A 12,514-nucleotide genomic window follows, 5' to 3' on the forward strand; every position below is an offset into this window, starting at 1 on the left:
AAAAGAGAACACAACGATGATTTTTTCCCGTAAGGCAGTTTCCAAGCGTCATCTGCTGCTGATTGCCGCAGGCTTCAGCACGGTGCTGACCGGTTGCGCAACGTCGCCGACCAACAAGGTCGCCTCGACCACCAAGGTCGAGTACTACCCGAACTGCTACGAGCCGGTGCAGCACCTGCGTGCTACCGATTCGGACCTGACCAAGTCGGTGGTCACCGGTGCCGCCCTGGGTGCGGCCGGTGGTGCATTGCTGGGCGCCTTGACCGGCGACTCCGACAAGCGCGGCCGCAACGCTGCCATCGGTGCAGCGGGCGGCGCCCTGGCCGGTGGTGCTGCGGGTTACTACACCGAGCGCCAGAAGCAGATCACCGATGACAACCAGCGCATCGCCTCCTACGCCACCGACGTCAACAAGCGTGCCTCCGACATCGACCGCAGCACCGCGTACGCCAAGGCGTCCCAGCAGTGCTACCAGAGCGCGTTCACCAAGCTGGTGGCCGACCGCAAGGCCAAGACCGTCAACGACGTTGAAGGCCGCAAGCGCCTGGCAGAAATCGTCTCGGGCCTGAAAGAGTCCAACGACCTGATCGTCGCGGTGAACGGCAAGGCCAGCGAAGACCTGAACAACTACACCCAGGCGTACGAGCAGGATCTGCAACAAGTGGGCGTACAACGCGCCGACGTGGTCACTGTTGCGACTGCCGATACGACGCCGGTGGTGACGCCAGCCAAAGGCAAGAAGCCGGTAAAAGTCGCGAAAAAGCCGGTACTGCCAACCGTGCCGAAAGAAGCCGTAGCCACCGAGAAAACCATCCAGACCGCCCAGACCAAACAAGCTGAAAGCAAGCAGGTTGCCAGCGCCGGTAAAGCGCAGATCGAAGGCACTTGCCGTGATCCGAACCTGGCGGATTGGGCACCGGTTCCTTGCCCTAACGTCTGAGGAAAGTTGTTGCTATAAGCGTTAAACGCCAGCCGATCTCCTGCTAAAACGGGAGATCGGTAGCGTTATTTGCACAAATCGTTAAACTGCTGCGGCCACCCAATAATTACACTGAGGCCGTGTGCATGAAATTTCGTTTTCTTCTCTGGATGCTTGGCCTGTTGATGGGCAAAGCCAGCCGCACCAACCCTGCGTTCCAGCAGCAGTTGGGTGACAAGGACCTGGCGTTCCAGTTGCAGACCCTCGACGGCAAGGTTGCCCGTCACTTCATCGTCAAAGACCAGCGCATTACCAGCCGCTCGGGTGTTCATCCCGCGCCTGCGTTTGCCATCGCCTTCAAAGACGCCGCCTACGGCTTCGCCACGATGCAGGCGAAGAACAAGCAACTGGCGTTCATGACGGGGATTCAGGACAAGTCGATCCAGATCAAGGGCAACCCGGCGCTGGTGATCTGGTTCCAGGGGTTGACCAAGTATTTGAAGCCGAAGAAAAAGCCCAAAGGCTAGGGGGTTCTTCAGCAATACTGCGTCGCCTGCATTCGCGAGCAAGCCCGCTCCCACATTCAATCCCATTCCAAAGTTGGAACTCGGTCGAATGTGGGAGCGGGCTTGCTCGCGAATACGGTGTAACAGGCGCCCGATTTATCCCTGGCTGAACTGCGACGCCAACTCGCGCAACAACGTTTCCGCGTCCAGCACCTTGCTCACCACATCCTCTGCCTTGTCCCTGGTCAGCCCCAGGCGCTCAAGCAGTTCGTCCGGGATGGATTCATCCGGCCCCGAGCCGATGCCGCGGCTGCGCAGCAAGCGCACGGCCAGGCACACCAGGTTCGGGTATTCCGCATATTGGCCGTCGTAGGTCGGGTCGTGCTGGAAGCGCAGGGCGGTGGACAGTTCGTCCGGCATGTCCCAGTAGCGCATCAACCACGCACCAATCTGCTCGCGGCTGATGCCCAGCAGATGCTGCTCGATGTAGCTGTGGCACAGGTGCGGGTTGACCTCCAGGTGCCGGCAGATCAGTGAGAAGTGCGGCGGGAAGACGTGGGCCAGCAACAGGTAGCCGAAATTGTGCAGCAGGCCGGCGAGGTACGTCAGGCCGGCTTCCGGGCGCTGGGCGCGGGGCATGGCGCGCGTCAGGCCTTCGATGACGGCGGCGGTGTAGATCGACTGGTGCCAGTACGGCGTGGCCTGTTGCGGGTGGTCCTTGGGCAGGCTCAAGGTCTTGCCCAGGGCCAGGCCGAGTGCGAGGTTGATCACCAGGTCAAAGCCCAGCACGCGCACGATGGCGTCTTCCACCGAGCGGATCTTGCCCGGCGAGGCGTAGTAGGGCGACGCGGCCCAACTCACCACCTGGGCGGCCAGGGCCGGGTCGGTTTCGACCACGCCGGTGATGTCGTCGATGGTGGCGTTGGGGTCGACCCGCAGCTTGATGATCTTTTGCGCGGTATCGGCCAGCGGTGGAATTTCGATGGTCGCTTCCAGGCGTTGCTGGATACGGCGGGCGGTGAACGCCTGCATCGCCTGGGTGATTTCCTCGCGGTCGTCATTGGGGCGATCCAGGTTTGGCCGGATGTTGCTCAGCGGCTCGCCGAAATGCGCGGCGCTGGCCTTGGTCAGCATGCTCTTGAACGCGTCGCTGGAAATCTCCAGCAGCAGCCCGGCTTCGCCCGAGTGCACCAGCACGGTCGGCTCACGCAACAGGCTTTCTTCGTACAGGCAGGGAGAACTGGTCAGCGGCGGCAGGCCGGGCAGCAGGCTCAGGCTGTGCTTGCCGAGCATGCGCTCCAGGCGCTCCGGCGACACGGCCTTGAGGCGCCGACCGGTGAGCTCGGCGAGGCGATTAAGGTCCAGCAACTGGTTCTGTGGAAACAGCACCATGAGCGCACCCACGGCATCATCGAGCAGTACGGCTTGAACCTTCTGCGCCGGGTTCAGGCCGGGGCGTTCGGTAACTTCCGTGTAGCTGATGGCGAGCTTTGCAAGCAGCGTCCGAATCACCGAGGGTGCAGTCGGTGGAGCTGTGGCGAGGGCAACTTCTGACATGGCCTGAATCCAATTTCCTACAGTCATTGGAGTATAACCAGCTTGATACAAGTGAGGGTTGTCTAAGTGAGTCAGCCGTCACACTTGGCCGTATTGCTGCCCATGTCTCAGCCAGCGATCCAGCAGCGGGCTGACGTGTTCCGGCCAACGCTCCAGTAACGCCTGGGCCGCGTCGCGCACGGCGGGCAGCAAGTCGGCATCGCGCATCAGGTCGGCGACCTTGAATTGCAGCAGGCCGGTCTGGCGGGTGCCGAGCATCTCGCCGGGGCCGCGCAGTTCGAGGTCTTTTTCGGCGATCACGAAGCCGTCGTTGGTTTCGCGCATGATCCCCAGGCGCTGGCGACCGATCTGCGACAGCGGCGGGTGGTACAGCAGCACACAGTGGCTGGCGGCGCTGCCCCGGCCGACGCGGCCGCGCAATTGGTGCAGTTGCGCCAGGCCCAGGCGCTCGGGGTTCTCGATGATCATCAGGCTGGCGTTGGGGACGTCGACGCCGACTTCGATCACCGTGGTCGCCACCAGCAATTGCAGGTTGCCGGCCTTGAACTCGGCCATTACCGCGGCCTTTTCCACCGGCTTCATGCGACCGTGAATCAGCCCGACCTTGAGTTCACCCAAGGCGCTGGTGAGGTCTTCATAGGTGGTTTCGGCGGCCTGGCAGGTCAGCTCTTCGGATTCTTCGATCAGCGTGCACACCCAATACGCCTGACGGCCTTCGGCGCAGGCGCCGCGTACCCGTTCGATGACTTCGACGCGGCGGGTGTCGGTGACCAGCACGGTGTTGACCGGCGTTCGGCCCGGCGGCAGTTCGTCGAGGATCGAAGTGTCGAGGTCGGCGTAGGCGCTCATGGCCAGGGTGCGCGGGATCGGTGTGGCGGTCATGATCAACTGGTGCGGGCTCATGCGGCCGCCCACGCCTTTCTGGCGCAGGGCCAGGCGCTGCTGCACACCGAAGCGGTGCTGTTCGTCGATGATCACCAGCGCCAGATTCTTGAACTTCACTTCGTCCTGGAACAACGCGTGGGTGCCCACCACCATCGGGGCGCCGGCGGCGATCTGCTCCAGGGCGGCTACGCGGTTCTTGCCCTTGAGCTTGCCGGCCAGCCACGCGACTTCCAGGCCCAGCGGTTCGAGCCAGCGCTTGAAGGTGATGAAGTGCTGCTCGGCGAGAATCTCGGTGGGCGCCATCAGCGCCACCTGATAGCCGGCTTCGAGGGCCTGCAACGCGGCGAGGGCGGCGACCACGGTTTTACCCGCGCCCACGTCGCCCTGGATCAGCCGCAGCATCGGTTCTTTCTGGCTCAGGTCGTAGGCAATTTCGTTGCCGACCCGTTGCTGGGCGCCCGTCGGTGCAAACCCCAGGTTGGCCAGGTATTGCGCAGGCAGGCGCTTGGCCTTGGGCATGGCCGGCGCGCGCAGCGAACGCATGCTCTCGCGCAGGCGCTGCTGGGACAGTTGATGGGTCAGCAGTTCTTCGAACGCCAGGCGATGCTGGGCCCAGTGATGACCGAGAGCCAACTCGTCGACGTCGGCGTCGGCGGGTGGGTGATGCAGGTAGCGGATCGCATCATCCAGCGGCGCCAGTTGATAGTCGCGCGCCAGTTCCTGGGGCAGCCAGTCGGGCAGGCTTTTTGGCCCGAGCATCGTCAGAGTCTGCATGCACAGTTGGCGCAAGCGCTGCTGGGTCAGACCTTCGGTGAGCGGGTAAATTGGCGTGAGGGTGGTGTCTACCGGCGGCGGTTCGTCGCCGGTAATGGCGCGGTATTCCGGGTGATAGATTTCCAGCCCCGAAGCGCCGGGCCGGGCTTCGCCGTAGCAGCGCACGCGGGTACCACGCTTGAGGCCTTCCTTCTGGGCGTTGCTGAAGTGGTAGAAGCGCAGGCTCAGGCCGCCGGTGCCGTCTTGCAGGCGCACCACCAAGCTGCGGCGCTTGCCCATCACCACGTCGGCGCCGCTGACGGTGCCTTCAACTACGGCGTCCTGCCCAGGGCGCAAGTGGCCGATGGGCACCACGCGGGTGCGGTCCTGGTAACGCAGGGGCAGGTGGAACAGCACGTCCTGGAGATTTTCCAGCCCGACCTTGGCCAACTTCTCGGCCATGGCCTCCCCGACACCCTTGAGTGCCGTCACCGATACCTGCGACAGCTCAGTCATACCGTTACTTAGCTCGCAGCAGGCGGCTTGGCCACCGAACACAGGCGGATCGAGTCGGCGAGGATTTCAATCGCTTTCGGACGCGGGAAGCTCGCACGCCAGGCAATCGCCACGGTGCGGAACGGTACCGGCGGCGTCAGTGGGCGCACGGCGATTACGCCGGGGGCGTAGTGATGGCTGTCGACCGCCGACAGCGGCAGGATCGAGATACCCAGGCCGGAGGCGACCATATGGCGAATGGTTTCCAGGGAGCTGGACTCCACGGTGGTGTGCTTGGCGCCGTCGTTGCCCTTGGTCAGGGTCGGGCAGGCTTCCAGCACCTGGTCGCGGAAGCAATGGCCTTCGCCCAGCAACAGCAGGCTCTTGTCGTTGAGCAGGCCCGCGTCGATGGTGTCTTTCTGCGTCCATGGGTGGGACGCCGGCATCAGCACGTAGAACGGCTCATCGTAGAGCGGCAGGGTCAGCACATCCGCCTCGTTGAACGGCAGGGCGATGATGATCGCGTCCAGCTCGCCGTTGCGCAGTTTGTCGCGCAGCACGTGGGTGAAGTTTTCTTCGATATACAGCGGCATCTGCGGCGCGACGCGGTGCAGTTGCGGAATCAAATGCGGGAACAGGTACGGGCCGACGGTGTAGATGGCGCCGACTTTCAGCGGGGCGGTCAGCTGGTTCTTGCCGGCCTGGGCCAGCTCGCGAATGCTTTGGGCCTGTTCCAGAACCTTCTGGGCCTGGGCGACGATGCCTTCGCCGACGGGCGTCAGGCGCACGGCGCTTTTGCTGCGCTCGAAAATCAGCACACCGAGTTCGTCTTCAAGCTTCTTCACACCCACCGACAGCGTCGGCTGGCTGACGTGGCAACGCTCGGCCGCGTGGCCGAAGTGCTGCTCTTGGGCGAGGGTAACGATGTAGCGTAATTCTGTAAGAGTCATAGCGGGCGTCCATGAGGTTGCGGGCCAAGCATACCGGCTGCAATCGATAGACGCACGTTATCAGACAGCGTAGGGGCCGCGACACCGGTTAATCGGGTATCGCCGCCCCGTATTTCACTTTTGCGGGTACTTGAAGGTGAAGGTTTCGGTGAAGGGAGCCCACCATTCAGGCACGCCGGTTTCCTTGTCTACATGGTGGAAGAAGCCCTTGATCTGTGGGCTTTCATAGAGCAGCACCACGGTGTAGGTGCCGGGGCCGTCCATTTTCACGTTGTTGGCGTAGTGGGCGCCGTCTTTGGCCACCATCGGCAACAGCGTGCCGATTTCCTTGTAGTCGGGCGAGCCCTCCTTGACCAGTGAGTAGCTGATGGTCAGGTAGGGCACCCACTCACCGTTGGACAGGCCGTATTTGTTGTCGGCGGTGGCGTGCACATCGGTCTCAAGGTGTACCGAGTCCTTGCTCATCACCATGCCTGGCGGCATGGGCGCCATTTCGATGCCCACCAGGTACGAGGAGGCGATCTCCATGTCATTGATCTGCACCGGTCCGCCAATCGGGTATTCGCGGGCTTGGGCGAGGGAGGAAGCGGCCACGGCGCTGACGAGCAGCAGTGCGGCGGCGAAGGGGTTGCGCAGGTGTTTCATGGTGGGGCTCCTGGGGCGGTTAATGTGATTGTGTCGGGCGTGAATGCAGTAAACGGTTACCCAGCACCAGGAGCGAGAGGGTGACGAGCCACGCCACCAATTGAACGCCCAGAGGTCGGTCGGTGTAGCCCACCAGCGCGGTCAATGCGCGGCCGGTGAGGCTGCCATCGGAGACCAGCCAGGAGGTGTCCCAGAGCTGGTAGCCCCAGGCGGGAATCAGGTCGATACCGGCGAGGATCGCGGCGGCCCGGCCAGCCATGCCGGCGGCAAGCAAGGCGATCATCCAGCCGGTAATCGAGAACAGGCGCTTGAGGCTGATGGCGACCAGGCCGCGGTACATCAGCCAGGACAGCGCGGCGCCGGCGACGATACCGAGCACGCCGCCGGCCAGCATCGACAGTGGGTCTGTCTGGCTGGAGGCGGCGATGCCATAGAGGAACAGCACGATTTCCGAGCCTTCGCGCAGCACGGCCACGGTGATGACCACGGCCAGGGCCCAGAGTGATTTTTCACCCTTGAGTACTGAATTGCCGGCGCTGCGCAGTTGGGTCGCCAGCTCGCGACCATGACTGGCCATCCACAGGTTGTGCCAGCCCAGCATGACTACGGCGACCACCAGGATGGCTGCGTTGAAAATCTCCTGGCCAAAGCCCTGCAGCGCCTGGGTAATTGCGCCGGTAAATAGTGCGAGGATGCCGGCACCGAGCACGCCGGCTGCGATTCCGCCGCCAATGAACAGCCCACGTCTTGCCAGGCCCTGGGTGGCGGCCATCACGATGCCCACCACAATCCCGGCTTCCAGCACTTCACGAAACACGATCAACAGACAGGCCAGCATGGCTTACTCCTTGGCTGCGACGGCGGTGACCGTGCCTTTGGCCTGGTCGGGGTGGTAGTCATCGAAGAAGGTGTAGGTGCCGGGATGCAGCGGGCCGGCAAACACCGTGATGGTGTTGCCGGGGACGATGATTTTTTCGAATTTCATGTCGTAGCTTTCGAACTCGTCGACGCTTTCGTCGTGGCTGGTGAGCTGGATGCGAAAGCGCTCACCGGCCGGCACCTCGAACGTCGAGGGGCTGAAGGTGTGGTTCTGAATGACCAGGGTGACCAGCTGATCCGCCTGTGCAGCGACGGGTAAAGCCAGTAGGAGGAGAGCCAGCCGGGCAAGGTTGGGCATGCCGAATGTCCGCTAATGAGAACTATTCGCGGATAATTAGCGTTGTCTTTAAGTGTTACAAGTGAAGATCGAGTTAGGTGCCGACTCGTTCAAGCCTGGTTCAGGTTGCGGTGATGCGCGGGGAGGGAACAGCAGCCGTGGGCACCCGAGAGTGCCCACGGTGGGGGTTAGCGGCGACGTTTTTCGATGTTGTAAACGAACGGTGCAACGATCTCGATGCTTCCGCCTTTCAACATGTCGGCCGGTGGCTTGGGCAGCGGCTGGGCACGACGGATCATGTCGAGGGTGGCGCGGTCCAGGTCGGCGTTGCCGGAGCGGCCCACCAGTTCGTAGGACAGCACGTTGCCATCGGCATCCACCACGAAACGCAGGCGGTTCAGGCCTTCCTTGCCACGCGCCTGGGCGCCCGGCGGGTACTTCTTGTACTTCTGCAGGTGGCCCAGCAGGGTACTTTCCCAGGTGGCCTTGGCCGCGATCTGCTGCGGTGAAGGGCCCGGTTGTGGCTGGGCGGATTTTTCCGTAGGCGCGTTGTTCTGCGGAGTTTCGCTCGGCGGCTCTTCGGAAGGTTTTTCCTTGGGCGGATCGGGCTTCTTCTCCACAGGCTTGGGCGGCTGTGGTTTTGGCTTGGGCTTGACCGGCTTTGGCACCTGGATCGTCGGCTTAGGTGCCTCGGCCAGTTTCGGCAATGGCAGCTCTTCGACCGGCGCAGGCGGCTGTGGCGGCGTGATCACCTTCGGCGGGGCCGGAGGTGGTGGCGCCGGCATCGGTGCCAGGTCGATGACCATGGCGGCCGGAGGCAGCTGGACCATATGTGGCGCCGACCACTGGAGCGCGATGATGATCGCGACGGCGTGGACGCCCAGCACGACGGCGAGGCTGGTGCCATAACGCGTCAGTTTGTGGCGCGTCGTGATCATTTCTTGGCTGCCGTCTCAAGTCCGACCAGGCCTACCTTGAGGTAGCCGGCTGCCCGCAGGGCATCCATCACGCTCATCAGGTCGCCGTAGTCCACGCCCTTGTCGGCCTGGAAGAAGATGGTCGTGTCTTTCTTGCCCTGGGTCTTGGCGTCAAGCACCGCGCCCAGGGTGTCGGATTTGACTTCTTCTTCGCCCAGGAACAGACGCTGGTCCGCCTTCACGCTGAGGAATATCGGTTTCTCCGGCCGCGGCGCAGGTTTCGCGCTGGAAGCGGGCAGGTCGACCTTGATATCCACGGTGGCCAACGGTGCTGCCACCATGAAGATGATCAGCAGCACCAGCATCACGTCGATAAACGGCGTGACGTTGATTTCGTGGTTCTCGACGAGCTCGTCGTCGCCTTGATTCAAATGCAGGCCCATGGCCGATTACCCCACTTTCACCATGTGCGGTTGCGAGCTGCGCTCGGAAGGCAGGTGATCGAGGTCACGGCTGACCAGCAACAGGACTTCTGCCGAAGCGTCCGACACCTGCGCCTTGTAGCCGGCGATCGAACGGGCGAAGACGTTGTAGATCACCACCGCAGGAATCGCGGCAACCAGGCCCAGTGCGGTTGCCAGCAGGGCTTCGGCGATGCCGGGCGCCACGACGGCGAGGTTGGTGGTCTGGGTTTTGGCGATGCCGATGAAGCTGTTCATGATGCCCCATACGGTACCGAACAGGCCGACGAAGGGCGCGGTGGAACCGATGGTGGCCAGCACGCCGGTGCCGTTGCTCATGTTGCGACCGCAGGCGGCAACCAGGCGCTCAAGACGGAAACTGACGCGTTCCTTGATGCCTTCCTTTTCACGGGTGTTGGCCGACAGGCGCATCTCTTCGAGTGCGTCGTGAACCAGCAGGTGCGCCAGGGTGCCCTTCTTCGCCGCGCTTTCGCTGGCTTCTTTCAGGGTGGTGGCTTTTTTCAGGTGGACGATTTCAGTGCGCAGGCGACGCTTGGCGCCCAGCAGTTCGAAGCCCTTGGCGATCCAGATGGTCCAGGTGATGATCGAAGCGATGGCCAGGCCGATCATCACGATCTTCACGATGATGTCAGCGTTCTGGTACATGCCCCAAGGCGACAGGTCGTGGGCCATGCCCAGGCTGTTGTCTTCTTCCAGCACAACGCCGGAATCGTCAGCCGGTGCGCCTTCGGCGGCCAGGGCCGGGTCGGTCGCGGCCGGTGCAGCGGCTGGCGCAGGAGCGTTTTGCTCTGTAGCTGGCGCGCTCGCTGCAGGCGGGGCGGCCGGCGCGGTGTTGTCGGCGAACGCGGCGGTCGGTGCCAGCAGGACGCTGAACAGCACTGCAGCAATCGCACGCCAGGCGCGGGATGGGCTGTGAGGCTTGGTTGGCGAAGCGGGGGATGTATTGCGTGTCATGCTGGCCGGACCTGAGAGGAAAAAAATGAGTGAGCGTCCTTCCAGACCGTAACGGGTCGAGGACAAATGGGCGGTTATTATTGCAAGTAATTCTTGTTAACAGAAGTAATACAGTTACTTTATTTGTCGTTTTGCTGGCCGCTGGTCATCTGTGGGGGCTAACCTTGACCTTTAAGAACGGAGTTTTGTGATGTCTGCGCCTTCTGTGGTGATTGCCGGTTGCGGCGATGTCGGTAGCCGTCTGGCCACCCAATTGCTGGCCCAGGGCTGGGAGGTTCATGGCCTGCGGCGGGATATTTCGCGCCTTCCCAAGGGCGTTATCGGGATTGCCGGCGACCTGTTCAATGAAGACTGCCCCGATACCTGGCCGGTGGGCGGGGTGGATTACCTGGTGTATTGCGCGGCCGCCACCGATCACGACGAGGCGGGTTATCGTGCGGCATACGTGCAAGGGTTGCGGCATGTGCTGGAATGGTTGAACGACTACGGCCAGGAACCTAAACACCTGCTGTTTGTGTCCAGCAGCAGTGTGTATGGGCAGCAGAACGGTGAGTGGGTCGACGAAAGCTCCGAGACCAAGGCAGGCGGTTATTCCGGCCAAGTCATGCTGGAAGCCGAGCAAGTGGCGTTGGATAGCGGCATTCCCGCCAGTGTTGTGCGCCTTACCGGGATTTATGGTCCAGGTCGGGAGTGGTTGTTGAGCCAAGTGCGCCAGGGCTATCGCGTGGCGATTGATCCGCCTTTATATGGCAACCGGATTCACGCGGATGACGCGGCGGGTTTGCTGGCGTTTTTGCTGCAGCACGTGGAGCAGGGGGGTGTGCTGGATAAGTGCTACATCGGCGTTGACGATGCTCCGGCCCCGCTGGCCGAGGTGGTTGCCTGGTTGCGCGAGTACCTTGGCGTGACCGAATGGGCCGAGAACGCCAGCGTGCGACGCGCCGGTAGCAAGCAGTGCAGCAACGCCCGGGCCAAGGCGTTGGGCTGGGTGCCGCGTTATCCGAGTTATCGCGAAGGGTATGCGGCGATCCTGGAGGGTTGATCGCGGCTTGAAGAAAAAGGAGCCTGAGGGCTCCTTTTTTTCCGTCACTGTTTTTCCAGCAACCACTGTCGTGGCCCGGGGGTGAACGAGGGTACCTCGTCGGCCTGGGCGGTGTTGATCGCCTGGAAGATCTCCAGTTGCTTGCCCTTGCGCGCAAAGATCCACGGGTTGCCCTGGCCGTTCAACTGTAGCCAGATACTGTCGTAGCCGCCGCTCATGGAGGCGCAATCGCCCGCCAGGCACAGCGAGTACTGATCAGCGCCGGGCAAGCCGGTTACCTGGCCATTGGCCTGGAACTGCACCGTCGCGCCTTCGCCGTTGCCGCTGCTGATTTTCCAGGTGCCCCCCATATAGGCGGCGTACAGGGTGCGTTCGAAGTTGGCGCCAAGTGGCGCGCCTTCGGGGGCAGGGTCCTTGGCGCGGGCAAATAGCTGCTCGGGCTCGTTATCATTGGCCCCTTGCAACAGTAGTTTGCCTTTACGCTTGAGTTCAGTGGCGGAGCTGCCGTAGAAGTCGACGCTCCAGGCGCCGGATTTTTCACCCAGCAACTTGCCTTCAGCTACTTCAAAACCGTTGTAGTAGCGGGCCTGGGACGCTTTGGTGTTCACCTCCCATTCGAGGTTCGGACCATAGCTCTGCAGGGCTTCACGCAAAGGGCCGCCCTTGGCTGCCGCGTCGATGGCGGCCTGGTTGATCCAGGTGCCGCTCACATCCAGGTCGGCGGGATTGCTGGCGCAGCCGCCGAGCAACAGGGCGAGCAACGAAGAGGCAACGAGCGCTTTGCGCATTACGAAATCCTTCCAAGAACCAATTCGGCGCAGCCTTCCCGTGGAAGCGCTGCGCCGGATGTTTTACTCGATGACCAGAATGGCGTCCATCTCAACCTGCGCGCCCTTTGGCAGGGCGGCAACGCCGATGGCGGCGCGGGCAGGGTACGGCTGTTCGAAGTATTTGCCCATGATCTCGTTGACCTTGGCGAAGTGGCTCAGGTCGGTGAGGAAGATGTTCAGTTTGACGATGTCCTTGAACGAACCGCCCGCAGCTTCGGCAACCGACTTCAGGTTTTCGAAGACCTGGATGGTCTGGGCTTCAAAGCCTTCAACCAGCTCCATGGTTTTTGGGTCCAGTGGAATCTGGCCGGACATGTAGACGGTATTGCCCGCCTTGATCGCCTGGGAATAAGTACCGATTGCTGCTGGTGCCTTGTCGCTGGTGATAACAGTCTTGGTCATGAATGACTCCTTGTAATGGGT

Annotated in this window: 14 protein-coding genes; 3 read left to right on the forward strand and 11 right to left on the reverse strand. The window is 62.4% G+C overall.

Annotation, left to right across the window (positions count from 1 at the left end; all coding sequences use genetic code 11):
• Positions 1-16: 16 nt before the first annotated feature.
• Positions 17-940: a type VI secretion system-associated lipoprotein TagQ gene (gene tagQ, locus HX805_RS02595; protein WP_003213311.1), complete on the forward strand. Its 924-nt coding sequence runs from the start codon at positions 17-19 to the stop codon at positions 938-940.
• Between the two features lie 125 nt (positions 941-1,065).
• Positions 1,066-1,446 (forward strand): hypothetical protein, encoded by a 381-nt coding sequence (locus HX805_RS02600; protein WP_008439448.1) that lies wholly within the window; start codon positions 1,066-1,068, stop codon positions 1,444-1,446.
• A gap of 135 nt (positions 1,447-1,581) precedes the next feature.
• On the opposite strand, the gene HX805_RS02605 is transcribed toward HX805_RS02600, so the two are convergent.
• The 9 genes from HX805_RS02605 to exbB all read right to left on the reverse strand — a co-directional run bounded on the left by HX805_RS02605 (position 1,582) and on the right by exbB (position 10,219).
• Positions 1,582-2,982 carry an aminoacyl-tRNA deacylase and HDOD domain-containing protein gene (locus HX805_RS02605; RefSeq protein ID WP_003213308.1) on the reverse strand — a complete coding sequence of 467 codons (1,401 nt, stop codon included), beginning with the start codon at positions 2,980-2,982 and terminating at the stop codon, positions 1,582-1,584.
• 78 nt (positions 2,983-3,060) lie between these two features.
• On the reverse strand, positions 3,061-5,136 hold the full coding sequence (gene recG, locus HX805_RS02610) for an ATP-dependent DNA helicase RecG (protein ID WP_003213306.1): 2,076 nt from the start codon (positions 5,134-5,136) through the stop codon (positions 3,061-3,063).
• 8 nt (positions 5,137-5,144) lie between these two features.
• Positions 5,145-6,065 carry a hydrogen peroxide-inducible genes activator gene (locus HX805_RS02615; RefSeq protein ID WP_003213305.1) on the reverse strand — a complete coding sequence of 307 codons (921 nt, stop codon included), beginning with the start codon at positions 6,063-6,065 and terminating at the stop codon, positions 5,145-5,147.
• 114 nt (positions 6,066-6,179) lie between these two features.
• Positions 6,180-6,710, reverse strand: coding sequence for an iron transporter (locus HX805_RS02620; protein ID WP_177116584.1), 531 nt, complete (start codon positions 6,708-6,710; stop codon positions 6,180-6,182).
• Positions 6,711-6,729: 19 nt separating this feature from the next.
• Positions 6,730-7,548, reverse strand: a complete 819-nt coding sequence (locus tag HX805_RS02625; protein ID WP_008439439.1) for an FTR1 family protein — start codon at positions 7,546-7,548, stop codon at positions 6,730-6,732.
• A 3-nt stretch (positions 7,549-7,551) separates the two neighbouring features.
• On the reverse strand, positions 7,552-7,887 hold the full coding sequence (locus HX805_RS02630) for a cupredoxin domain-containing protein (protein ID WP_003213299.1): 336 nt from the start codon (positions 7,885-7,887) through the stop codon (positions 7,552-7,554).
• Between the two features lie 167 nt (positions 7,888-8,054).
• Positions 8,055-8,804 (reverse strand): energy transducer TonB, encoded by a 750-nt coding sequence (locus HX805_RS02635; protein ID WP_003213297.1) that lies wholly within the window; start codon positions 8,802-8,804, stop codon positions 8,055-8,057.
• On the reverse strand, positions 8,801-9,226 hold the full coding sequence (gene exbD, locus HX805_RS02640) for a TonB system transport protein ExbD (RefSeq protein WP_003213296.1): 426 nt from the start codon (positions 9,224-9,226) through the stop codon (positions 8,801-8,803). The genes HX805_RS02635 and exbD overlap by 4 nt, the downstream gene beginning before the upstream one ends.
• Positions 9,227-9,232: 6 nt before the next feature.
• Positions 9,233-10,219: a tonB-system energizer ExbB gene (gene exbB / locus HX805_RS02645; protein ID WP_177009055.1), complete on the reverse strand. Its 987-nt coding sequence runs from the start codon at positions 10,217-10,219 to the stop codon at positions 9,233-9,235.
• Positions 10,220-10,409: 190 nt separating this feature from the next.
• Between exbB and HX805_RS02650 the strand changes: the two genes are divergently transcribed.
• Complete coding sequence (locus HX805_RS02650; protein WP_008439436.1) at positions 10,410-11,261, forward strand: SDR family oxidoreductase; 852 nt, start codon at positions 10,410-10,412, stop codon at positions 11,259-11,261.
• Between the two features lie 44 nt (positions 11,262-11,305).
• Here the strand turns inward: HX805_RS02650 and HX805_RS02655 are convergent, their stop codons facing one another.
• Positions 11,306-12,049 (reverse strand): hypothetical protein, encoded by a 744-nt coding sequence (locus HX805_RS02655; protein WP_177080584.1) that lies wholly within the window; start codon positions 12,047-12,049, stop codon positions 11,306-11,308.
• Positions 12,050-12,112: 63 nt separating this feature from the next.
• Entirely contained in the window at positions 12,113-12,493 is a 381-nt protein-coding gene (locus tag HX805_RS02660) for a RidA family protein (RefSeq protein ID WP_003213288.1), read from the reverse strand.
• Positions 12,494-12,514: the final 21 nt, after the last annotated feature.

This window comes from Pseudomonas sp. G5001, from assembly GCF_013385475.1.
GTDB lineage: Bacteria > Pseudomonadota > Gammaproteobacteria > Pseudomonadales > Pseudomonadaceae > Aquipseudomonas.

Coding starts and splice junctions, on each gene's coding strand:
- exbB (WP_177009055.1), bottom strand. CDS start 10,219: ATGACACGCAATACATCCCCCGCTTCGCCAACCAAGCCTCACAGCCCA.
- exbD (WP_003213296.1), bottom strand. CDS start 9,226: ATGGGCCTGCATTTGAATCAAGGCGACGACGAGCTCGTCGAGAACCAC.
- HX805_RS02630 (WP_003213299.1), bottom strand. CDS start 7,887: ATGCCCAACCTTGCCCGGCTGGCTCTCCTCCTACTGGCTTTACCCGTC.
- recG (WP_003213306.1), bottom strand. CDS start 5,136: ATGACTGAGCTGTCGCAGGTATCGGTGACGGCACTCAAGGGTGTCGGG.
- HX805_RS02655 (WP_177080584.1), bottom strand. CDS start 12,049: ATGCGCAAAGCGCTCGTTGCCTCTTCGTTGCTCGCCCTGTTGCTCGGC.
- HX805_RS02615 (WP_003213305.1), bottom strand. CDS start 6,065: ATGACTCTTACAGAATTACGCTACATCGTTACCCTCGCCCAAGAGCAG.
- tagQ (WP_003213311.1), top strand. CDS start 17: ATGATTTTTTCCCGTAAGGCAGTTTCCAAGCGTCATCTGCTGCTGATT.
- HX805_RS02635 (WP_003213297.1), bottom strand. CDS start 8,804: ATGATCACGACGCGCCACAAACTGACGCGTTATGGCACCAGCCTCGCC.
- HX805_RS02660 (WP_003213288.1), bottom strand. CDS start 12,493: ATGACCAAGACTGTTATCACCAGCGACAAGGCACCAGCAGCAATCGGT.
- HX805_RS02650 (WP_008439436.1), top strand. CDS start 10,410: ATGTCTGCGCCTTCTGTGGTGATTGCCGGTTGCGGCGATGTCGGTAGC.
- HX805_RS02605 (WP_003213308.1), bottom strand. CDS start 2,982: ATGTCAGAAGTTGCCCTCGCCACAGCTCCACCGACTGCACCCTCGGTG.
- HX805_RS02625 (WP_008439439.1), bottom strand. CDS start 7,548: ATGCTGGCCTGTCTGTTGATCGTGTTTCGTGAAGTGCTGGAAGCCGGG.
- HX805_RS02600 (WP_008439448.1), top strand. CDS start 1,066: ATGAAATTTCGTTTTCTTCTCTGGATGCTTGGCCTGTTGATGGGCAAA.
- HX805_RS02620 (WP_177116584.1), bottom strand. CDS start 6,710: ATGAAACACCTGCGCAACCCCTTCGCCGCCGCACTGCTGCTCGTCAGC.